Source organism: Curtobacterium subtropicum (assembly GCF_030362975.1).
In the GTDB taxonomy this organism is placed as follows: Bacteria; Actinomycetota; Actinomycetes; order Actinomycetales; family Microbacteriaceae; genus Curtobacterium; species Curtobacterium subtropicum.
The window spans coordinates 123596-144523 of sequence record NZ_JAUCMM010000005.1; the positions used below are offsets into that span (position 1 = coordinate 123596).

Consider the following 20928-nt stretch of genomic DNA (forward strand, 5'->3'; position numbering starts at 1 on the left):
ACTGCCGTCGGCCGTGCCGGCGGCGTCCGCGCACGTCACCCGTCGTCGGTAGACTCGTCGCCGTGGCGAACAGATCCTCCCTCGCGACCGGCGTCGGCCGCGTCCTCATCGCCGTGTACGGCATCCTCGCCCTCGCGGCCACCGGGCGCAGTGTCGTCCAGATCATCGAGAAGTTCTCGTTCGCGCCGTTCGCCTACACGCTGAGCGCGGTCGCGGCCGTCGTCTACATCGTCGCGATGATCGCGCTCATCGTCCCCGGTCGAGCCTGGTACCGCGTCGCCTGCGTGACCATCGGCTTCGAGATGGCCGGGGTGCTGATCGTCGGCACGCTGTCGCTGCTCGACCGCCAGCTGTTCCCCGACGACACCGTGTGGTCGTACTACGGCCTCGGCTACGTCTTCGCGCCGCTGGTGCTCCCGATCGCCGGTCTCTGGTGGCTGCGCAAGCACCACCGGGCAGCCGTCGCCGAGCCCGCGGCCGCGTCGGCCACGGTCGGCGAGTAGGGCCCGGCGTGCAGTACTACGACGACGTCGCCGACGTGGCGCAGGGCTTCGGTCCGAGCGCCGTCACCATCGGCAAGTTCGACGGGGTCCACGTCGGTCACCGCGCCGTGATCGCGCACCTCGAGCGTGCCGCCCGTGAGCGGGGCCTCGTCTCCACGGTGGTGACGTTCGACCGCCACCCCCTCAGCGTCATCGACCCCGACCGCGTGCCGCCCGCGCTCACGAGCACCGCGCAGCGCCGCGAGCTCCTCGAGGACATCGGCGTCGACGCGATGCTCCTGCTGCGGTTCGACCAGGACCTGCAGTCGCAGGCGCCGGAGGCCTTCGTGTCCGAGGTCCTCGTCGGCACCCTGCACGCCGAGCTGGTCTTCGTCGGCAGCGACTTCCGCTTCGGCGCCCGCGGTGCCGGCGACGTCGACCTCCTGCGTCGTCTGGGGGAGCAGCACGGCTTCCGCGTCGAACTCATCGACGACGTCGACCTGCGCGACGACGTCCGCCCGTCCGACGAGCGACGCGTCTCCTCGACCTGGATCCGCGAGCTGCTCGGTGACGGCCGCGTGGCCGAGGCCGCCCGGCTGCTCGGTCGCGAGCACGTCGTGCGGAGCACCGTGGTGCACGGCAACCAGCGTGGTCGTGCGATGGGGTACCCGACGGCCAACCTCGACCCGGCGTGCGAGGGCTTCGTCCCCGCGGACGGCGTCTACGCGGCGCGGGTGCTGCACGAGGGCACCGTGTACCCGGCGGCGGTGTCGGTCGGCAACAACCCGACCTTCCAGGGCGTGCCCGCGAAGCAGATCGAGGCGCACCTGCTCGACGTCGACATCGACCTGTACGGCGACACGATCTCGGTGCTGTTCGTCTCGTACGTCCGCGGCATGGTCGCGTTCTCGTCGATGGACGAGCTCGCGGCGCAGATGCGACAGGACGACCTCGACATCCGTCTGCTGCTCGGGCTGCCCGCACCGGTCTGACGCCGGTCCCGGCCTGCCGCGCGCTCGGCCTCGGGGCGGCCCGGCTATGTGCGAGTCTCGGCCTGAGCGACACGTCTCGCGCGTCCGAGCACGAGAACCGACGCACGGCCCGAGTCTCGGACACGCAGCCCGCACCACGCAGCCCGCACCACGCAGCACGACGCCCCGCGACCGATCGACGGTCGCGGGGCGTCGTGCTGCGTGGTGCTGGTCAGCTGCCGAGCGCGTCGAGCCAGATCTTGCGGGCGTCCAGCGCTTCCTGGGCCTCCTTGATCTTGCGCGAGTCACCGGAGGCCTGCGCGGCCTCGAGCTCGGCCTGGAGCTTGCCGATGGCGTCCTCGAGCTGGCTGGCGAGCCCGGTCTGCCGTGCCTTGCGCTCCGGGTCGGACGCCTTCCAGTGCTCGTCCTCGAGGCTCCGCACGTGGTCCTCGACCGCACGCAGACGGTCTTCGATGCGACGGACGTCGCCGCGCGGGACCTTCCCGATCTCGTCCCAGCGGCGCTGGATGTCCGTCAGCGTGCGACGGGCGGCGACCCGGTCCTGCTGCTGCAGGAGCGGCTCGGCCTCGGTGAGCAGGGCCTGCTTCGCGACGAGGTTCGCGGAGAACTCCTCGTTCTCGACCGCGGCCTCGGCGTGGCGCTGCTCGAACAGCACGTCACCGGCGGCCTTGAAGCGTGCCCAGAGTGCGTCGTCGTGGCGCTTCCCGGCACGGCCGGCACGCTTCCAGTCGTCGAGCAGCTCGCGGTACGCGGAGATGCCGTCCGACCCGCGGGACGCGAGCGCCTCCGCCTGCTGGACGAGCTCCTGCTTGCGGTTCCGCGCGTCGCGGTGCTGCGCGTCGAGCTCCGAGTAGAAGGCGCGGCGGTGCTGGTCGACGGTCGAACGGGCGGCGCGGAAGCGCTTCCACAGCTCGTTGGCCTCGTTCTTCGGCAGGCGCGGGCCGTCGTGCTGGTGTTGCTGCCAGCGGGCGAAGACGTCGTCGAGCTGCGCGGTGATCTGCTTCCACTGCGCCCGAGCCGGGTCGACGGCGGCGAGCGACTCGGCTTCCTCGACCAGCGAGGTCCGGTACGCCAGCGCGTCGGTGAGCGCCTGCTGCGCCTGTGCCTGCTGCTCCTTCGTCAGCGAGCCCACCTGCTCGGACAGGGCGGCGACCCGGTTCTCGAGCGACTTCAGGTCGCCGACCACACGGGCTTCGGCGACCTGCGTGCGCAGGTGCTCGACGGTCCGGGCGACGTCGTTCGCCGAGGCGCCGCGCTGGACGCGCTGCTCGGCGATCTTCACCTGCCCCTCGAGGTCGGCGTACTTGCGCGCGAAGTACGCGAGGGCCTCGTCCGGGGTGGCGTCCGGGTACTCGCCGACGGCCTTCTCGCCGTCGTCGTACCGGACGTACACCGTCCCGTTCTCGTCGACCCGGCCCCAGGTCGTTGCTTCGTCAGGTCCCACAGGTCTCGCCTCGATCGTGGTCGTGCATCGCCGACGTCCCCGTCGGCACGGTCAGGTCGTCAGCCTATTGCACCGGAGGGGCCCGGGGGCCAGTCGGACGTGCGGGCTGTGGACGACCGGACTCCGGTGTCGGGGCCGACCGGTCCGGTCAGTCCTGCTCGCGGATGGTCGCGCCGGTGATCGTCGTCGCGACCTTCGGCGCTCCGGTGCCGTCCGACCCCGCCGACGCGATGCCCTTCGACGTGATCTGGCGCTCCAGGTCGTCGAGCCCGCTCGTGACCTTGCCGACCACGGTGTACCCGCCCGTCGAGCCGTCGAGCGTCGTGTCGCCGTAGACGATGAAGAACTGCGTCGACTGCGAGTACGGCGACGCACCGCGTGCGATCGCGAGGGTGCCCGCGGTGTACCGGCCGTCGCTCGGGACGTTCTCGAGCGGCCCGTACTGGAACCCGGCATCGCCCGTGCCGTCGCCGTTGGCGGAACCGCACTGCAGGAACCGGAAGTCCGCGCTGTCGGCGAGCCGGTGGCACGTGGTGCCCTCGTAGAACTGCTTGCGGATCAGGTCGATCTCGACGCTCGCCGCCTGCGGCGCTGCCTTCCCGTCGAGCTCGATGCCGAGCCGGACGTCCTCGTTCAGGGTCAGCGTGCCGGTCCAGGTCGTCCCGGCCGCGATGTTCTTGCTCGGCACCGTCCCGGTGTTGCCGGCCGTCGCACTCGCCGAGGGGGTCGGGGTGGACGACGCGCTCGCGCTGGCGTCCGGTGCGCTCCCGGCCTGCGACCCGGCGAAGGCGAGCTGCGACCCGGTGGCCAGGGCCGCGACCAGGACGAGCACCCCCACACCGACGACGTCGTCCCGCACCCGCCGGCGTCGCTGCCGGTCGTGCAGGCCCTGTCGGGCCTGGTACAGACGGAGCCGCTCACGCGCCTCGCGGTTGTCGCGCGCCTGGTTCTTCGGTGCCACGGTGCTGATCGGACCTCTCGTCGACTGTGCCGACGAGCGTAGCGGACCGAGGGGCGGCGCCGGCCTGGAGGCACGCAGCACGTCGGTGGTGCGGCCTACGATCGGAGCATGGCAGCGGATCGATCGGGCATGCGCGCGCCCACGACGGGTGGTCGCGCCGGGTTGGCTCAGGGGTCCGTCCCGCTGGCGGTGCGGATGCGGCCGACGAGCCTCGACGAGGTCGCGGGGCAGCAGCACCTGCTCGGGCGCGGCAGCCCGCTGGTGCAGCTCGCCACCGGCACGCGCGAGAACCCCGGCGGGGTCTCCGTGATCCTCTGGGGTCCGCCCGGCACCGGCAAGACGACCCTGGCCCAGGCGATCGCCCGGCAGTCCGGTCGCGAGTTCGTCGAGCTCTCCGCCGTGACGGCCGGCGTGAAGGACGTGCGCGAGGTCATGGAGAAGGCCCTGACGCACCGCGACCTGTACGGCTCGACCACCGTGCTGTTCCTCGACGAGATCCACCGGTTCAGCAAGGCCCAGCAGGACGCCCTGCTGCCCGGCGTCGAGAACGGGTGGGTGATCCTCATCGCAGCGACGACCGAGAACCCGTCGTTCTCGGTGATCTCGCCACTGCTCTCACGTTCCCTCCTGCTGACGCTCAAGCCACTGACCGACGAGGACCTCGGCATGCTCGTCGACCGGGCGGTCGAGGACCCGCGCGGTCTCGGCGGCTCGGTCGTCCTCGGTGACGACGCCCGGGCGGCGATCGTCCGACTGTCCTCCGGCGACGCCCGCCGGGCGCTCACCGCGCTCGAGGCCGCGGCGTCCTCCGCGATCGCCGCAGCGGCCACGGACCCGGACGACGACGAGGTCCCGCTCGACGACGTCGCGACGGTCCCGCTGGTCGATGCCGACACCGTCGCCGCAGCCGTCGACCGGGCGCTGCTGCGGTACGACCGGCAGGGCGACGAGCACTACGACGTCATCAGCGCCTTCATCAAGTCCGTGCGGGGGAGCGACGTCGACGCGGCGCTGCACTACCTCGCGCGGATGATCGAGGCGGGCGAGGACCCGCGGTTCATCGCCCGCCGGATCATCATCTCGGCGTCCGAGGACATCGGCATGGCGGACCCGCAGGCCCTGCCGATCGCCGTCGCCGCCGCGCAGGCGGTGCAGCTCATCGGGATGCCCGAGGGGCGCATCCCCCTGGCCGAGGCCGTCGTCTACCTCGCGACCGCGCCGAAGTCGAACGCGTCCTACAACGGGGTCAACGCGGCGGTCGCGGACGTCAAGGCCGGGCGGATGGGCGTCGTCCCGGTGCACCTCCGCGACGCGCACTACCCGGGCGCGAAGCGGCTCGGGCACGGCAAGGGCTACGTCTACTCGCACGACGCCGAGCACGGGGTCGCCCGCCAGCAGTACCTCCCCGACGCGCTCGAGGGCACGGAGTACTACACGCCGACCGGGAACGGGTACGAGCGCGAGGTCGGTCCCCGGCTCGAACGACTCCGGAGGATCACACGCGGCGAGTGAGCCCGGTGCTTCACCCGGCGTCCCGATGCTGCTATCGTTGACGGGCCTACGTCCTGGTCCTCGCGTGCGGCTGCGCCGAGGACAGAGTCCCACCCCGGTGGGACGGGGGCAGAGGTTCGGACTGTAGCCGTCCGATCCCACAGGCTCATCCCTCTGGATCCCGTCGTCGGGATCGACCACCCACGTGCGCCCGTCGCCCGCGGTCGGTCGCGTGCCCGGCGAGTCATTCAGTTCAGACAGAGAAAAGGACCCTGTGTCTACCAAGTCACGCACCCGCAGCAAGACCCGCCTCTCGCGCGCGCTCGGCATCCCGCTGACGCCGAAGGCGGCCCGGTACCTCGAGAAGCGCCCCTACGGCCCCGGTGAGCACGGCCGCACCCGCCGTCGTGCGGACAGCGACTACGCCGTCCGCCTCCGTGAGAAGCAGCGTCTGCGCGCCCAGTACGGCATCCGCGAGAAGCAGCTCCGCATCGTCTTCGAAGAGGCCCGCAAGACGAAGGGCCTGACGGGTGAGAACCTCGTCGAGCTCCTCGAGCAGCGCCTCGACGCCCTCGTGCTGCGTGCCGGCTTCGCCCGCACCACCGCGCAGGCCCGTCAGCTGATCGTGCACCGCCACATCCTGGTCGACGGCAAGCTCGTCGACCGTCCGTCCTTCCGCGTGAAGGAGGGGCAGCTCATCCACGTGAAGCAGCGCTCCGAGTCCCTCGAGCCCTTCCAGGTCGCCGCCGCCGGTGGGCACCAGGAAGTCCTGCCGAAGGTCCCGGGCTACCTCGAGGTCGAGATCGACAAGCTCCAGGCCCGCCTGGTCCGTCGCCCGAAGCGCGCCGAGGTCCCCGTGACCTGTGAAGTGCAGCTCGTCGTCGAGTACTACGCAGCTCGCTGATCCACGGATCACACCCGAACGGCGGGTCGTCCTCTCAGGAGGACGGCCCGCCGTTCGGCGTCCCGGCCGCCCCGCGCCACTACACTCGTTCGGGCACGCACCGCTCGCGTGCGCGAGAGGGAGAGGCACCGTGAAGCAGCTGTTCTTCGTCGCCGTCGGCGTCGTCATCGGGTTCGCCGCCGCGCACCGGATCGCGCACACGCCCGGTGGCGCACGGCTCTTCGCGGACGTCGACGCCCGGACGAAGGCGTTCACCGACGCCGTGGCCGACGGGTACCGCTCCCGCGAGGCCGAACTCCGCAACGACGCCTGAGCGTTCCCGCGCCCCGGCTCCCACGCACCCTCCGCCGACCTGAATCAGGAAGCACCATGCAGACCGCAGAGATCCGCCGCCGTTGGCTCCAGTTCTTCGGTGACCGCGGACACACCGTCGTCCCGTCCGCGTCGCTCGTCTCGGACGACCCGTCGCTGCTCTTCACGGTCGCCGGCATGGTCCCGTTCATCCCGTACCTGACCGGGCTGATCCCCGCGCCGTACCCGCGTGCGACCAGTGTGCAGAAGTGCATCCGCACGAACGACATCGAGGAGGTCGGCAAGACCCCTCGCCACGGCACGTTCTTCCAGATGAACGGCAACTTCTCGTTCGGGGACTACTTCAAGGAGCAGGCGATCCAGTACGCCTGGGAGTTCCTGACCACCGCGGAGGCGGACGGCGGCCTCGGGTTCTCCGCCGACGACCTGTGGGTCACCGTGTACGAGGACGACGACGAGGCGATCGCCTTCTGGAAGCAGCACTCGTCGCTGCCGGACGACCGCATCCAGCGCCTCGGCAAGGACACGAACTACTGGTCCACCGGCCAGCCCGGTCCCGCGGGACCGTGCTCGGAGATCTTCTTCGACCGTGGTCCCGAGTACGGCGTCGACGGTGGCCCCGCGACCGACGACGACCGCTACGTGGAGATCTGGAACCTGGTCTTCATGCAGTACCAGATCGCCGACGTGCGGTCGAAGTACGACTTCACGATCACGGGCGAACTGCCGAACAAGAACATCGACACCGGCATGGGGCTCGAGCGCGTCGCCTTCATCAAGCAGGGCGTCGACAACATGTACGAGATCGACCAGGTGCGCCCGGTCCTCGACGAGGCCGCGCGCATCTCCGGTCGTCGGTACGGCGCCGTGCACGAGGACGACGTCCGGATGCGTGTCATCGCCGACCACGTCCGCTCCTCGCTCATGCTCATCGCGGACGGTGTCACCCCGTCGAACGAGGGTCGTGGCTACATCCTCCGTCGTCTGCTCCGTCGCACCGTCCGGGCCATGCGCCTGCTCGGCGTCGAGGGCGCGACCCTCCCGCAGCTCTTCCCGGCGTCGCGCGACGCCATGCGGGAGGCGTACCCGGAGGTCGCGAGCGACTTCGACCGCATCGCCCGGATCGCCTTCGCGGAGGAGGAGACGTTCCTGCGCACGCTGGCACAGGGCACGACGATCCTCGACGTCGCGGTCGAGCGGGCGAAGCAGGACGGCGCCCCGGCGATCGGCGGCGACACGGCGTTCCTGCTGCACGACACCTTCGGCTTCCCGATCGACCTGACGATGGAGATGGCGGAGGAGGCCGGCGTCCGCGTCGACCGCGGTGCGTTCGAGACCCTGATGTCGGAGCAGCGTGCCCGGGCGAAGGCCGACGCGAAGAGCAAGAAGACCGCCCTCGCCGACCTCAGCGTCTACAGCGCGTTCCGCGCGCAGGGCGAGACGGTCTTCCTGGGCTACGACGCGCTCGAGGCCGAGTCCGCCGTGCTCGGGATCATCGTGGGCGGTGTCAGCGTCGACCGCGCCGTGGCCGGGGACATCGCCGAGGTCATCCTCGGCGAGACGTCGCTGTACGCCGAGTCCGGTGGTCAGGACGCCGACCAGGGCTCGATCGTCGGCAACGGCTTCGACCTCGAGGTGCTCGACGTGCAGCGCCCCGTCGCGGGCCTCTGGAGCCACACGGTCCAGGTCCGCTCGGGTGAGGTGGGCGTCGGCGACGCGGCCACGACGGTCGTCGACGCCGAGTACCGCCGCGGGGCGACCCAGGCGCACTCTGCGACGCACCTCGTGAACGCGGCACTGCGCGACGTGCTCGGTCCGGAGGCACTCCAGGCCGGCTCGTACAACAAGTCCGGCTACATGCGCCTCGACTTCTCGTGGTCGCAGCCCGTCTCCGGCGCCACCCGCTCCGAGATCGAGGAGGTCGTGAACGCCGCGATCCGCTCCGACCTCGCCGTGCAGACCCGTGTGCTCCCGCTCGACGAGGCGAAGGCCCTCGGCGCGCAGGCGCTCTTCGGCGAGAAGTACGGGGCCGAGGTCCGCATGGTCGACATCGGCGGCCCGTGGTCGCGGGAGCTCTGCGGTGGCACGCACGTGGCCTCCAGCGCGCAGGTCGGTCTCGTGAACCTGGTGGGGGAGTCGAGCGTCGGTTCGACCAACCGCCGCGTCGAGGCGCTCGTCGGGCTCGAGGGCTTCCGGGACCTCGCCGTCGAGCGGACGATCGTGTCGCAGCTCTCGACCGCCCTGAAGGCCCCCCGCGAGGACCTGCCGACCCGCGTGCAGGGCCTGATGGAGGACCTCCGCACCGCGCAGAAGCGGATCGCCGAGTTCGAGTCGGCGAACCTGCAGCAGCGGGTGCCGTCGATCGCACGGCAGGCCGCGACCGTCGGCGCCGTGACCGTCGTCGCCGAGACGGTCGACGGGCTGCAGTCCGGCGACGACCTGCGCTCCCTGGCGACCGGCGTGCGCGGGCAGCTGGGTGACGGGGCCGCGGTCGTGGTCCTCGGCGCCGTGGTCAACGGCAAGCCCGTGGTCATCGTGGCGACCAACGACGCGGCCCGGGCTGCCGGTGTGCAGGCGGGACCGCTGGCCAAGGAGGCCGCCGGTGTGCTCGGCGGCGGCGGTGGCGGCAAGCCGGACCTCGCCCAGGGCGGTGGTACGGACGCGGCGGCACTGCCCGCGGCTCTGCGCGCCGTGACCGCGCGACTGGCGGGCTGAGCGTGCCGATCCGTCCGGGGCGCCGCCTCGGGGTCGACGTCGGCAAGGCCCGCATCGGCGTCGCAGTCTGCGACCGGGACGGCCTGCTGGCCACCCCGGTCGAGACGGTGGCGCGGGCGCAGGCGGCCGACGTCCGTCGGATCGTCGAGCTCGCCGACGAGTACGACGCGATCGAGATCGTCGTCGGGTTGCCGCTGTCGATGTCCGGCGACGACACCCCGTCGACCGCGGACGCCAGGGCGTTCGCGGAGCTGCTGGCCCAGCACCGGCCGGTCCGGCTGGTCGACGAGCGGCTGTCGACGGTGACGGCGCAGCGCGGTCTGCACCAGGCCGGCAGGAACACGAAGAAGTCCCGGGCCGTGATCGATCAAGCGGCCGCTGTTATCATCCTGCAACACGCGCTCGACCACGAGCGTGCGTCCAGCGCCGCTCCCGGCGCAACGCTCCCCTGACCGACCGGCCCCGGGACGGGTCGGGAGACCGTCGTCCCCGGACCGACGGGGCCCAGGTGGAGCCCCCCGACCCGAGAGACCGAGGATCCCTTGGCAGACGACCTGGACTGGGACGCGATCATCGCGCCCGGCGACGACGCCGGGCGGCGACGGCGGACGACCGAACCCGCCGCGGAGCCCGACCGACCGATGTCCCGCCGCGAGGCACGCGCTGCCGAGGCTGCGGAGTCCGCGCGCCCGGTCTCGGCTCCGGCTGAGGAGCCCGACGGTGCCGCCGCCGCGGAGCCCGGTCCGCGTGCGTGGGGGTCGGAGTCGGCCGCGGCGCGACCGACTTCCCCGGCGGACGCTCCGGTCGCACGCTCGGACGACGAGCTCCACCCGGACGTCCGCGCGCTGCTCACGGGCGAGCTCCGGGCGCCGGACGCGCAGGCCGTGCGCGAGGCCCGCGCCGGTGCTCGACAGGACCCGGAGGCGCGGGGCGCGAGCGGTCCCGCCGGACCGCCGGCCGCTGCGAGCGGGGCCGCTGCTGCCGCGAGCGGACCTGCCGGGGGCGACCACGGCGTCGGCGGGACCGGAGGCGGACGTGGGCGAGGGGGCGGAGGCGGTGGAGCCTCCCGGCCGCCCCGCGAACCGCGACCGAGGCGGCGTCGCGGACCGCTGATCGCCGGGATCGTGATCGTCGCGCTCGTCCTGGTCGGCGGCGTCGGTGCGTACGCGTTCGCCGCACCCAAGGTGCAGCAGCTGGTCAGCGCGATCGGCGGGTCGAGCGAGCCCGACGACTACACGGGCGACGGCACGAGCAAGGTGACGATCACCATCAAGCAGGGCGACATCGGCGAGGACGTCGCCAAGACCCTGCAGCGCAGCGGGGTCGTGAAGAGCTCGAAGGTCTTCTACAAGCTGCTGCTGACCTCGCCGGACGTCTCGTTCCAGCCAGGGTCGTACGAGCTGAAGAAGGAGATGAGCTCGAAGGCGGCCCTGGCCGCGCTCAAGGACTCCGACAACCGCGTCCAGGCCTCGATCGTGATCCCCGAGGGGACCGCGCTGCAGGACATCGAGGCGGGCATGGTGTCGAAGGCGGGTCTGTCCGAGGCCGAGGTGACCGCAGCCGCGAAGGACGTGCAGGCGTACGGCCTGCCCGCGGGGACGACGACGCTCGAGGGCTGGCTCTTCCCGGCGACCTACCCGATCAACCCCGGGTGGACCGCCGAGCAGTACTTCCAGTCGATGGTGGACACCATGAAGGAGCACCTGGCGGCCGCTGGCGTCGCCGAGGCCGACCAGGAGCGCGTGGTCGTCTTCGCGTCGCTCGTGCAGAAGGAGGCCGGTCTCGCCGCCGACTACCCGAAGGTCGCCCGCGTGTTCCAGAACCGGCTCGACATCGACATGCCGCTGCAGTCGGACGCGACCGTCGCCTACGGGACGGGCAACACGCACAAGGTGACCACGACGGACGCCGAGCGTGCCGACGCCGGGAACCCGTACAACACGTACGTGCACAAGGGGCTGCCGCCGGCGCCGATCTCGAACCCCGGCGACGTGGCCATCAAGGCCGTGACGAACATGGCCGACGGGAAGTGGCTGTACTTCGTGACGGTGGACCTCGACACGGGGGAGACCGTCTTCTCGGACACGTACGCGGAGCACCAGGTCGCCGTGAAGCAGTTCCAGGCCTGGCTCCGGGCACACCCCGAGTACCAGTAGGCCCGCTGGGGTCCGGTCGCGTCGCACGACCGGACCCTGTGGGAGGATGGTCGACATGCTTCGTTGGTTGACCGCTGGTGAGTCCCACGGACCCGAACTCATCGCGATGCTCGAGGGCCTGCCCGCCGGCGTCCCGGTGTCGTTCGAGTCCATCCGCACCGACCTCGCGCGACGGAAGCTCGGCTACGGGCGTGGGTCGCGCATGAAGTTCGAGCAGGACGAGCTCCACGTCTCCGGGGGCGTGCGCCACGGGTACTCCCTCGGCAGCCCGATCGCCATCCGCATCGGGAACACCGAGTGGCCGAAGTGGGTCGAGGTGATGAACCCCGAGCCGATCGAGTCCACCGAGATGTCCCGCGGCCGCAGCGCGCCCCTGACCCGGCCGCGACCCGGTCACGCCGACCTGGTCGGCATGCAGAAGTACGGCTTCGACGAGGCACGGCCGATCCTCGAGCGCGCGTCCGCCCGCGAGACCGCGGCACGGGTCGCCCTCGGCGCGGTCGCGAAGTCCTTCCTGGCCGAGCTCGGCATCCGGTCCGTCGCCCACACGCTGCAGGTCGGGACCGTCCGCGTACCGGACGGCACCCCGCTGCCCCTGCCGGACGACGTCGACCGCCTCGACGAGGACCAGCTCCGCTGCGCCGATCCCGAGACCTCCGCACGGATGGTCACCGAGGTCGAGGCCGCGAAGAAGGACGGCGACACCCTGGGCGGCGTCGTCGAGGTGCTGTTCTACGGCGTCCCGCCGGGGCTCGGCTCGCACGTGCACTGGGACCGTCGTCTCGACGCCCGGCTCGCCGCCGCGATCATGGGCATCCAGGCGATCAAGGGCGTCGAGGTCGGCGACGGCTTCGCCACCGCCGCACGCCGCGGGTCCGAGGCCCACGACGAGCTGTACCGCGAGGACGGCGAGATCGTCCGGACGAGCGATCGTGCCGGGGGGACCGAGGGCGGCATGTCCACCGGCACCGTGCTCCGTGTCCGCGCGGGCATGAAGCCGATCGCGACCGTGCCGCACGCGCTGCACACCATCGACGTGGCCACCGGCGAGGACGCCGCGGCCCACCACCAGCGCAGCGACGTCTGCGCCGTCCCGGCCTCGGGCGTCGTGGCCGAGGCGATGGTCGCGCTCGTGCTCGCCGACGCCGTGCTCGAGAAGTTCGGCGGCGACAGCCTGACCGAGACCAAGCGCAACCTCGACGCCTACCTCGCCGCGCTCCCGGAGACCCTGCGCACCCGCCGGACGGACGGGGCGGAGCCCCTGGCGGCGGAGCCGTCGTCGGTCCGGTGAGCGGCGCCCCCGCGTCCGTCCCCGCTCCGACTGCGCGGCTCGACGCGCCGGTCGTCGTGATCGGACCGATGGGTGCGGGCAAGTCGAGCGTCGGCAAGCGCGTCGCGAAGGCGCTCGGCGTGCCCTTCACCGACACCGACCGGATCATCGCCCGGACGCACGGTCCCATCCCCGGGATCTTCGCCGATCGCGGTGAGGCGGCCTTCCGCATGCTCGAGGCCGAGGCCGTCCGGGAGGCCGTCGCGACCGGAGGCGTCGTCTCGGTCGGCGGCGGAGCCGTCACGCACCCCGACACCCGCGCCGCCCTGCGCGGCGCGCGCATCGTGCTGCTCACGGTGTCACCCGAGGCCGTCGCCGCCCGGATCGCCGGGAGCGACCGGCCGCTGCTGGCACAGGGCGGGATCGACGCCTGGCAGACCATCGCCGACGCACGGGCGGCCACGTACGCGGAGCTCGCGCACGCGACGTTCGACACCTCGCGGCGCCCGATGTCGCACGTCGTCCGCGACGTCGTGGCGTGGGTGACCGAGCAGCAGACCGGCTCCGACGAGGAGCACACCACCGGAGGGACACCGTGACCGCGACGAACCTGCCCGAGGGCACCACCGAGATCCGCGTCGGCGGCGAGGGCGGGTCCGTCGTCGTGGTCGGCAACGACCTCTTCGGCTCGGTCCCGGCGCTGCTCGGGCCCCGCGTGGCGAAGGTGCTCATCGTGCACGCACCGACACTCGGCGCCCGGGCGAACGAACTGCGTGCCGTCCTGGTCGACGCCGGTCTCGACGCGCTCATCGCCGAGGTGCCCGACGCCGAGGCCGCCAAGCGCGTCGAGGTCGCGGCGTTCTGCTGGCAGGTCATGGGCCAGGCGGACTTCACCCGGACCGACGCCGTCATCGGCCTCGGCGGGGGAGCCGTCACCGACCTCGCGGGGTTCGTCGCCGCGACGTGGCTCCGCGGCGTGCCGTTCCTGGCGATGCCGACGAGCGTGCTCGGACTGGTCGATGCGAGTGTCGGCGGGAAGACCGGGATCAACACCAACGAGGGCAAGAACCTGGTCGGGGCGTTCCACCACCCGCGCGCCGTGGTCGCCGACCTCGACCTGGTCCGGACGCTGCCCCGCAACGACGTGCTCACCGGGTTCGCCGAGATCGTGAAGGCCGGGTTCATCGCCGTCCCCGAGATCCTGGACGTCATCGAGGCCGACGTCGACCGCGTCACCGACCCGACGACGCCGGAGTTCCGCCGCGTGGTCGAGCTCGCGATCGCGCTGAAGGCCGAGGTCGTCTCCGAGGACTTCACCGAGCAGGGCCGCCGGGAGATCCTGAACTACGGGCACACCCTCGGTCACGCGATCGAGCACGCCGAGCGCTACCAGTGGCGGCACGGTGCGGCGGTGTCCGTGGGCATGGTGTTCGCCGCGGAACTCGCCCGACTCACGGGGCACCTCGACGACGCGACCGTCGACCGGCACCGGTCGATCCTCGCGTCGTTGGAGCTCCCGACGACCTACGGGATCGGACGGTGGGAGGGCCTGCTCGCGACGATGCGCCGCGACAAGAAGGCCCGTGCGGGCATGCTCCGGTTCATCATCCTCGACGGGGTCGGCAAGCCCGTGACGCTCGAGGGCCCCGAGGACCACCTGCTGTTCACCGCCTACCAAGAGGTCGGCGTCTAGCGGAGGGTCGGGCGGGTCCGACGCCACCACCACTTCAGACGCATGGAGAGCGTGAGCACGCCCGTGCGTTCCCATTCGCGGAACTCGTCGACCGTTGCGCCGTTCTCCCACGCCCAGTACTCGTCTCCGTCGCGATCGGGGTCGAGCGCGTCGGGCAGTGGCTTGAAGATCCGCATCATCCGAGGTCTCCTCCTGTCGATCCGTCCGATCGCTGGCCGGGATCCGAGCGGCCTCGTAGTGCGCGGTGCGCCAGCCGCCGGTCGGCCTTCGGCCACCACGCTACGGTCGCGAGGTTCCTCAGCACAGCGATCGAGATGTCGTGTGCACGGTCCCCGGGACGTTGTCGGAGCGCCCAGGTGAAGCGTTCCCAGGCGTGGTGCCGCACCGCGGTGCGCCTCGCCTGGAACGCGCCGAACCAACTGACGACGGCGGCCGCGATCGACGCGGCGGCCGCGATCACCGTGGTGACCAGTGCGGTGTCCATGTGAGGAGCGTCTCGCAGTGAACCCGGCCGGATGCGGTGGATGAGCCGACCTGTGGACGGTGCGCCGCGCCTCCCGACTGTGCAGGAGCGGAGCGGGTCCGCATGGCCGGGGAGCAGACTGGTCCGGTGCCCACCCCGCCCCGCCTGAGCGACCTCGGCCAGCAGGACGTCGCCGTCGGCAGCCTGCGCTCCCGCGCCCGTCGCTTCGCCGAGCTGCTGTCGATCGCCCGCCGCCACGAGCTCGTGCCCTTCCGTCGGCTCGACTTCACCCGTGACCCGGAGACGTCGGACCTGCGCCGACGGCAGGCCGAGCACCTGCGCCGTGCCCTCGAGGAGGCGGGTGGCGGCTTCGTGAAGATGGGACAGCTCCTGTCGACCCGCGACGACCTGCTGCCGGACGAGTGGACCGAGGGGCTCGCACACCTGCAGCGGAGCGTCCGCCCCGCCGACCCGGCCGAGGTCGCCGTGCTCGTCGAGGAGGAGCTGGGGGCGCCCGTCGGCGAGGTGTTCGCGTCGTTCGACGCCGAGCCGGTGGCCGCGGCGTCGATCGCGCAGGTGCACCGCGCGACCCTGCGCGACGGCACGGTCGTCGCGGTGAAGGTCCAACGACCCGGCATCGACGCCGCGGTCCGCCGCGACGTCGACATCGCACTGCGAGTGGTCCGGTTCCTCGCGCGGACGAGCACCGAGGCCCGACAGGTCGGGGTCGCCGACGTCGCGCAGCAGTACGCCGACGACCTGGTGCGGCAGGTCGACTTCACGTCGGAGATGCGGAACCTGACCGCCCTCCGTACGGCACAGGCGCGGAGCGCCCGGCCCGACGCGGTCGCCTACCCGGAGCCGTACCGCGACCTCTCCGGGCGTCGGGTGATGGTGATGGAGTTCCTCGAGGGGGAGACGCTCAGCGCACTGCGGGCAGCAGGCACCGGACAGGACCTCGACACCCCGATGCGTGCCGTGCTCGACGCCTTCCTCCGGCAGATCGTCTTCGACGGGATCTACCACGCCGACCTGCACCCGGGGAACGTCGTGCTGCTGCCGGACGGCCGGCCGGCCCTGATCGACTTCGGGTCCGTCGGGCGACTCGACCCGGGTCTGCGCGGCACCGTCCAGGACCTGCTCGCCGGCTACATCCAGGACGACACGGAGCGGATCGCCGATGCGGTGATGCGGATGGCGCCCGTGCGCGACGCCGAGGACGAACCGGACTTCCGTCGGGACATCGCGGCGTTCGTGGCGGACGAGCTCGGGCCGGGGGCGCGGATCGGCGTCGAGACCGTCGACGACGCCGTCGCCGTGTTCGGGCGATACCGGCTCAAGCCGCCGCCGGACTTCGTCGCTGCAGCCCGTGCGCTGGCGATCTTCGAGGGCACCCTGCGGAGCCTCGCACCGTCGTTCGACCTGCTCGAGGAGTCCCGCGACCTGGCCCGGCAGCAGATCCGCGACCAGCTGCGGCCGAGGGCCGTGCGGGACCTCGCGGTCCGCGAGCTGTTCGGGGTGGTGTCGGCCGCGCGGAAGCTGCCCCGACGGGTCGACCGGATCACCGAGGCGCTCGAGACCGGCAAGCTCGCGGTGAACATCCGGCTGTTCTCGGACCGGCGCGACCGCGAGGTGGTCTCCGGACTCGTCCGGCGCGTCCTGCTCGTGCTGCTCGGAGCCGGGGCCGGGGTGCTGGCGATCGTGTACCTCGCCTCGCCGGCGCGACCGACGGCGGTGCTCTCCACCGGTGCGGCCGGTGGGATCCTGGGCGGGACCGCCGTGGTGCTGCTGGTCTGGGCCGCGGTCGACGCGTGGCGGGCGCGACGGCGGCGGTGAACCCGGTCCGACGGTCCTCGTCCGCTACACTCGTCGGGGCGTCGGCGCGGGCACACCCCGTCGTCGCCGGGACCGGACGCACGTCCGGGAGACCTTCACAACACCATCGAACGGAAGACCCATGGCGAGTACCACTGACATCAAGAACGGCGCCGTTCTCATCATCGACGGGCAGCTCTGGTCGGTCGTCGAGTTCCAGCACGTGAAGCCGGGCAAGGGCGGCGCCTTCGTCCGCACCAAGCTCAAGAACGTCGTCTCGGGCAAGGTCGTCGACCGTACGTTCAACGCCGGTGCGAAGATCGACACCGCGACCGTGGACCGTCGCGACTACCAGTACCTGTACCAGGACGGCGAGTCGTACGTGTTCATGGACACCGACACCTACGACCAGGTCCCCGTGTCGGAGACCGTCGTCGGCGACGCCAAGAACTACCTGCTCGAGTCCGCCATGGTCACCATCGCGATGAACGAGGGCAACCCGCTCTACATCGAGCTCCCGACGTCGATCGTCACCGAGGTCGAGACCGAGCCGGGCCTGCAGGGCGACCGTTCCTCCGGCGGCACGAAGGACGCGACGATCATCGCGACCGGCCACCGCATCCAGGTGCCGCTGTACCTGGAGAACGGCACCACCGTGAAGATCGACACGCGCGACGGCAGCTTCCTCGGCCGCGTCAACAACTAGGCGTCCGCCACATGAGTGCTCGTTCGAAGGCCCGCAAGCGCGCCCTCGACATGCTGTACGTCGCCGAGGTGCGTGAGCTCCCGATCGCGGACGTGCTGGCCACCGAGACGGTGCGGCACCTGGACCAGCCCGAGCGTGCCTCGAGCTGGGACTACGCCCGGCAGATCGTCACCGGTGTCGACGACGACCGCGCGGCGATCGACAAGGTGATCGTCGAGCACGCGCAGGGCTGGTCCATCGCCCGCATGCCGGTGCTCGACCGCTGCATCCTGCGGATGGGTGTCTGGGAGCTCCGGTACAACCCGGAGGTCCCGGACGCCGTCGCGATCGCCGAGGCGGTCGAGCTCGCGCAGTCGCTCTCGACGGACGACTCGGCCGGCTTCGTGAACGGTGTCCTCGGGGCCGTGGCGGGCGGCCGTGCACCGTCCGCCCGGAGCACCGGACAGGCCGCCGCACCGTCCGGAGCGGGCGCTGCGCAGGCCGCCGCACCGTCCGGTCGGACTGTCGCGGGGGACCAGGAGTCCGAGTAGGGTTGTCCACGTCAGCATCCTTTAAGTCCGTCCGGTGAGGCGGGGAAGGAGGTCGGCGTGGGCACCAGAACGGTCCTGCAGCACCCCGACATCACGCGTGCTCTGACACGCATCGCGCACGAGATCCTCGAGGCCAACCACGGCGCCTCGGACCTCGTGCTCCTGGGCATCCCGACGCGGGGTGCCGTCCTGGCCGAGCGGCTCGACCGCATCCTGGCCGACATCGACCCCGAGTGGGCGGCGCAGCGCGACCAGCGGCTCGGGACACTCGACGTCACCATGCACCGGGACGACCTCGGCCACGGCATCGGTCGCGCGCCGCACCGGACGACGATCCCGACGAGCGGCATCGACGGCAGGGTCGTCGTGCTCGTCGACGACGTGCTCTTCTCCGGGCGCACGGTCCGCGCAGCGCTCGACGCGCTGCAGGGGATCGGCCGGCCGCGTGCCGTCCGTCTCGCGGTGCTCGTGGACCGGGGACACCGCGAGCTGCCGATCCGTGCGGACCACGTCGGCAAGAACCTGCCGACCGCCTCCGACGAGCGGGTCACGCTGCGCCTGACGGAGACCGACGGCACCGACGAGGTCGTCATCGAGCAGCCCGACGCGCAGCAGGGGGACACCCGGCGGTCGCAGCAGCCGACCGAGCAGGGAGGGACGGCGTGAAGCACCTCCTCTCCACCGCCGACCTGTCCCGCGACCAGGCCGTCCGGATCCTCGACGTCGCCGAGGAGATGGCCGAGGTCAACACCCGCGAGGTCCGGAAGCTCCCCGCACTGCGCGGCAAGACCGTCGTGAACCTCTTCTTCGAGGACTCCACCCGGACCCGCATCTCCTTCGAGGCCGCCGCCAAGCGCCTGTCCGCCGACGTCATCAACTTCGCGGCGAAGGGCTCCAGCGTCTCCAAGGGCGAGTCGCTCAAGGACACCGTGCAGACCCTCGGCGCGATGGGCATCGACGGCATCGTCATGCGGCACCCGGCATCGGGCGCCCCGCGGGTCCTGGCCGAGGCCGACTGGATCGACGTCCCGGTCGTCAACGCCGGCGACGGCACGCACGAGCACCCGACGCAGGCCCTGCTCGACGCCTTCACGATGCGGCGTCGCCTGCACGGCGAGGCCAGCCGCGGCAAGGCACTCGACGGCGTCCGGGTGACGATCGTCGGCGACGTCCTGCACAGCCGCGTCGCCCGGAGCAACGCCTGGCTGCTCCGTACGCTCGGCGCCGAGGTCACCTTCGCGGCCCCGCCGACCCTGCTCCCCGCGGTGGACCGCCCGTTCGGTGCCGCCGTGCACCACGACCTCGACGTGGCCCTCGCCGAGGACCCGGACGTCGTGATGCTCCTGCGCATCCAGCAGGAGCGGATGAACGACGCGTTCTTCCCGAACCCCCGCGAGTACACCCGCCACTTCGGACTCACCGCCGCACGCGCGGCCGGCCTGTCCGACCGGACGCTGATCATGCACCCGGGGCCGATGAACCGCGGCCTCGAGATCGCCGGCGTCGCTGCGGACGACCCGCGCTCGACGGTCGTCGAGCAGGTCGCCAACGGTGTGTCGGTCCGCATGGCCGTCCTGTACCTCGCCCTGACCGGCGAGCACGAACCGAAGGAGTCCGTCGCATGACCGCCCACCTGATACGCGGCGCGCAGCTGGTCGACGGCTCGCGAGCCGACATCCGTCTGGAGGGACGGCGCATCACCGCGGTCGGCTCCGGTCTCGACGCGGCCGGCGCCACGGTCGTCGACGCGGACGGCCTGATCGCCCTACCCGGTCTCGTGGACCTCCACACGCACCTGCGCGAGCCCGGCTTCGAGGAGTCGGAGACGGTGCTCACCGGATCGCGCGCAGCCGCCGCCGGTGGCTTCACCGCGGTGAACGCGATGGCGAACTCGTCGCCGGTCGCCGACACCGCTGGTGTGGTCGAGCAGGTGCAGGCGCTCGGGGACGACGCCGGGTACGTCACGGTGCGTCCGATCGGCGCGGTGTCGCAGGGGCTGCAGGGCACGCACCTGTCCGAGATCGGTGCGATGGCGACGAGCCGCGCGAGGGTCCGGGTCTTCTCGGACGACGGCTCGTGCGTCGCCGACCCGCTGCTCATGCGCCGGGCGCTCGAGTACATCAAGGGCTTCGGCGGCGTCCTCGCGCAGCACGCACAGGAGCCCCGGCTGACGATCGGCGCGCAGATGAACGAGGGCCGGCTGTCGTCGGAGCTCGGGCTCGCGGGCTGGCCGGCCGTCGCGGAGGAGGCGATCATCGCCCGCGACGTGCTGCTCGCCGACCACGTGGGCGCACGCCTGCACGTCTGCCACGTCTCCACCGCCGGCAGCGTCGAGGTGATCCGCTGGGCGAAGTCCCGCGGGATCGACGTCACGGCCGAGGTCACCCCGCACCACCTCGTCCTGACCGAGGACCTGATCGCCGGGGTCGACGGTGCGCCCGGGTACGACGCCCGGTACAAGGTCAACCCGCCGCTGCGCTCCCGCGAGGACGTCGACGCCCTGCGCGCCGCACTCGCCGACGGCACGATCGACATCGTCGCGACGGACCATGCGCCGCACACCGCCGAGGCGAAGTGCTGCGAGTGGCCGGCCGCCGCGAACGGCATGGTCGGACTCGAGTCCGCGCTGAGCGTCGTGCACGCCGCAGTGGTCGAGGACGGCCGGCTCGACTGGGCCGACGTCGCGCGGGTGCTCTCCGAGGCCCCCGCCCGGATCGGCCAGGTCGAGGGACACGGTCAGCGCATCGCCGAGGGCGCCCCGGCCGAGCTCACCCTGTACGACCCCGCGGCGGTGCGGGAGTTCTCGGTCGACGACCTCGCCGGACAGTCGCAGAACTCGCCGTACCTCGGCATGCGGCTGCCGGGTCGTGTCGTCGCGACGTTCCACCACGGGTACCCGACGCTCCTCGACGGCACGCTCGTCGACGCCGAGCGTGTGGCCGCGGCGGCTTCGGCGGCGGGCGCGGCGAAGGCGGCGACCGCGTGACCCCGGCG

General features: G+C 72.1%; 21 protein-coding genes. 18 read left to right on the forward strand and 3 right to left on the reverse strand.

Annotated features, from left to right (window positions below):
• The first annotated feature begins 62 nt into the window (after positions 1 to 62).
• Positions 63 to 503 (forward strand): hypothetical protein, encoded by a 441-nt coding sequence (locus QUG98_RS09330; RefSeq protein ID WP_058727268.1) that lies wholly within the window; start codon positions 63 to 65, stop codon positions 501 to 503.
• A gap of 8 nt (positions 504 to 511) precedes the next feature.
• On the forward strand, positions 512 to 1474 hold the full coding sequence (locus QUG98_RS09335) for a bifunctional riboflavin kinase/FAD synthetase (protein WP_289470275.1): 963 nt from the start codon (positions 512 to 514) through the stop codon (positions 1472 to 1474).
• A gap of 211 nt (positions 1475 to 1685) precedes the next feature.
• Here QUG98_RS09335 and QUG98_RS09340 read toward each other — a convergent pair whose 3' ends face one another.
• On the reverse strand, positions 1686 to 2918 hold the full coding sequence (locus QUG98_RS09340; RefSeq protein WP_289470276.1) for a DUF349 domain-containing protein: 1233 nt from the start codon (positions 2916 to 2918) through the stop codon (positions 1686 to 1688).
• Between the two features lie 148 nt (positions 2919 to 3066).
• Entirely contained in the window at positions 3067 to 3879 is an 813-nt protein-coding gene (locus QUG98_RS09345; RefSeq protein ID WP_289470277.1) for a peptidylprolyl isomerase, read from the reverse strand.
• A 108-nt stretch (positions 3880 to 3987) separates the two neighbouring features.
• Here QUG98_RS09345 and QUG98_RS09350 point away from each other — a divergent pair, with 108 nt between their 5' ends.
• The 9 genes from QUG98_RS09350 to aroB all read left to right on the forward strand — a co-directional run bounded on the left by QUG98_RS09350 (position 3988) and on the right by aroB (position 14420).
• Positions 3988 to 5391: a replication-associated recombination protein A gene (locus tag QUG98_RS09350; RefSeq protein ID WP_434533428.1), complete on the forward strand. Its 1404-nt coding sequence runs from the start codon at positions 3988 to 3990 to the stop codon at positions 5389 to 5391.
• 253 nt (positions 5392 to 5644) lie between these two features.
• Positions 5645 to 6274, forward strand: a complete 630-nt coding sequence (gene rpsD / locus QUG98_RS09355) for a 30S ribosomal protein S4 (RefSeq protein WP_058726527.1) — start codon at positions 5645 to 5647, stop codon at positions 6272 to 6274.
• A 130-nt stretch (positions 6275 to 6404) separates the two neighbouring features.
• Entirely contained in the window at positions 6405 to 6587 is a 183-nt protein-coding gene (locus tag QUG98_RS09360) for a hypothetical protein (RefSeq protein WP_289470278.1), read from the forward strand.
• A 56-nt stretch (positions 6588 to 6643) separates the two neighbouring features.
• On the forward strand, positions 6644 to 9301 hold the full coding sequence (alaS, locus tag QUG98_RS09365; protein WP_289470279.1) for an alanine--tRNA ligase: 2658 nt from the start codon (positions 6644 to 6646) through the stop codon (positions 9299 to 9301).
• 8 nt (positions 9302 to 9309) lie between these two features.
• The gene (gene ruvX / locus QUG98_RS09370; protein ID WP_289470328.1) at positions 9310 to 9753 is read left to right on the forward strand and encodes a Holliday junction resolvase RuvX; all 444 of its coding nucleotides are present in this window, start codon (positions 9310 to 9312) and stop codon (positions 9751 to 9753) included.
• 90 nt (positions 9754 to 9843) lie between these two features.
• Entirely contained in the window at positions 9844 to 11457 is a 1614-nt protein-coding gene (gene mltG, locus QUG98_RS09375) for an endolytic transglycosylase MltG (protein ID WP_289470280.1), read from the forward strand.
• Between the two features lie 55 nt (positions 11458 to 11512).
• Entirely contained in the window at positions 11513 to 12748 is a 1236-nt protein-coding gene (aroC, locus tag QUG98_RS09380; RefSeq protein WP_289470281.1) for a chorismate synthase, read from the forward strand.
• Between the two features lie 68 nt (positions 12749 to 12816).
• The gene (locus tag QUG98_RS09385; protein WP_289470329.1) at positions 12817 to 13326 is read left to right on the forward strand and encodes a shikimate kinase; all 510 of its coding nucleotides are present in this window, start codon (positions 12817 to 12819) and stop codon (positions 13324 to 13326) included.
• A gap of 11 nt (positions 13327 to 13337) precedes the next feature.
• A complete protein-coding gene (aroB, locus tag QUG98_RS09390) occupies positions 13338 to 14420 on the forward strand; it encodes a 3-dehydroquinate synthase (protein WP_434533432.1) in 1083 nt (360 codons plus the stop codon).
• Here the strand turns inward: aroB and QUG98_RS09395 are convergent.
• Positions 14417 to 14599 (reverse strand): hypothetical protein, encoded by a 183-nt coding sequence (locus QUG98_RS09395; protein WP_289470283.1) that lies wholly within the window; start codon positions 14597 to 14599, stop codon positions 14417 to 14419. The genes aroB and QUG98_RS09395 overlap by 4 nt on opposite strands.
• Before the next feature lie 177 nt (positions 14600 to 14776).
• Between QUG98_RS09395 and QUG98_RS09400 the strand changes: the two genes are divergently transcribed.
• The 7 genes from QUG98_RS09400 (at position 14777) to QUG98_RS09430 (ending at position 20920) form a co-directional block, all read left to right on the forward strand.
• Entirely contained in the window at positions 14777 to 14908 is a 132-nt protein-coding gene (locus QUG98_RS09400; protein ID WP_289470284.1) for a hypothetical protein, read from the forward strand.
• A gap of 122 nt (positions 14909 to 15030) precedes the next feature.
• Positions 15031 to 16719: an ABC1 kinase family protein gene (locus tag QUG98_RS09405; protein ID WP_289470285.1), complete on the forward strand. Its 1689-nt coding sequence runs from the start codon at positions 15031 to 15033 to the stop codon at positions 16717 to 16719.
• 121 nt (positions 16720 to 16840) lie between these two features.
• Positions 16841 to 17404: an elongation factor P gene (gene efp, locus QUG98_RS09410; RefSeq protein ID WP_058729119.1), complete on the forward strand. Its 564-nt coding sequence runs from the start codon at positions 16841 to 16843 to the stop codon at positions 17402 to 17404.
• A gap of 11 nt (positions 17405 to 17415) precedes the next feature.
• Complete coding sequence (gene nusB / locus QUG98_RS09415) at positions 17416 to 17934, forward strand: transcription antitermination factor NusB (RefSeq protein ID WP_420865273.1); 519 nt, start codon at positions 17416 to 17418, stop codon at positions 17932 to 17934.
• 57 nt (positions 17935 to 17991) lie between these two features.
• A complete protein-coding gene (pyrR, locus tag QUG98_RS09420) occupies positions 17992 to 18600 on the forward strand; it encodes a bifunctional pyr operon transcriptional regulator/uracil phosphoribosyltransferase PyrR (protein ID WP_289470286.1) in 609 nt (202 codons plus the stop codon).
• Complete coding sequence (locus QUG98_RS09425) at positions 18597 to 19559, forward strand: aspartate carbamoyltransferase catalytic subunit (RefSeq protein ID WP_289470287.1); 963 nt, start codon at positions 18597 to 18599, stop codon at positions 19557 to 19559. Before pyrR ends, QUG98_RS09425 begins: the two co-directional genes overlap by 4 nt.
• Positions 19556 to 20920, forward strand: coding sequence for a dihydroorotase (locus QUG98_RS09430; protein WP_289470288.1), 1365 nt, complete (start codon positions 19556 to 19558; stop codon positions 20918 to 20920). The genes QUG98_RS09425 and QUG98_RS09430 overlap by 4 nt, the downstream gene beginning before the upstream one ends.
• The last annotated feature ends 8 nt before the right edge of the window (positions 20921 to 20928 follow it).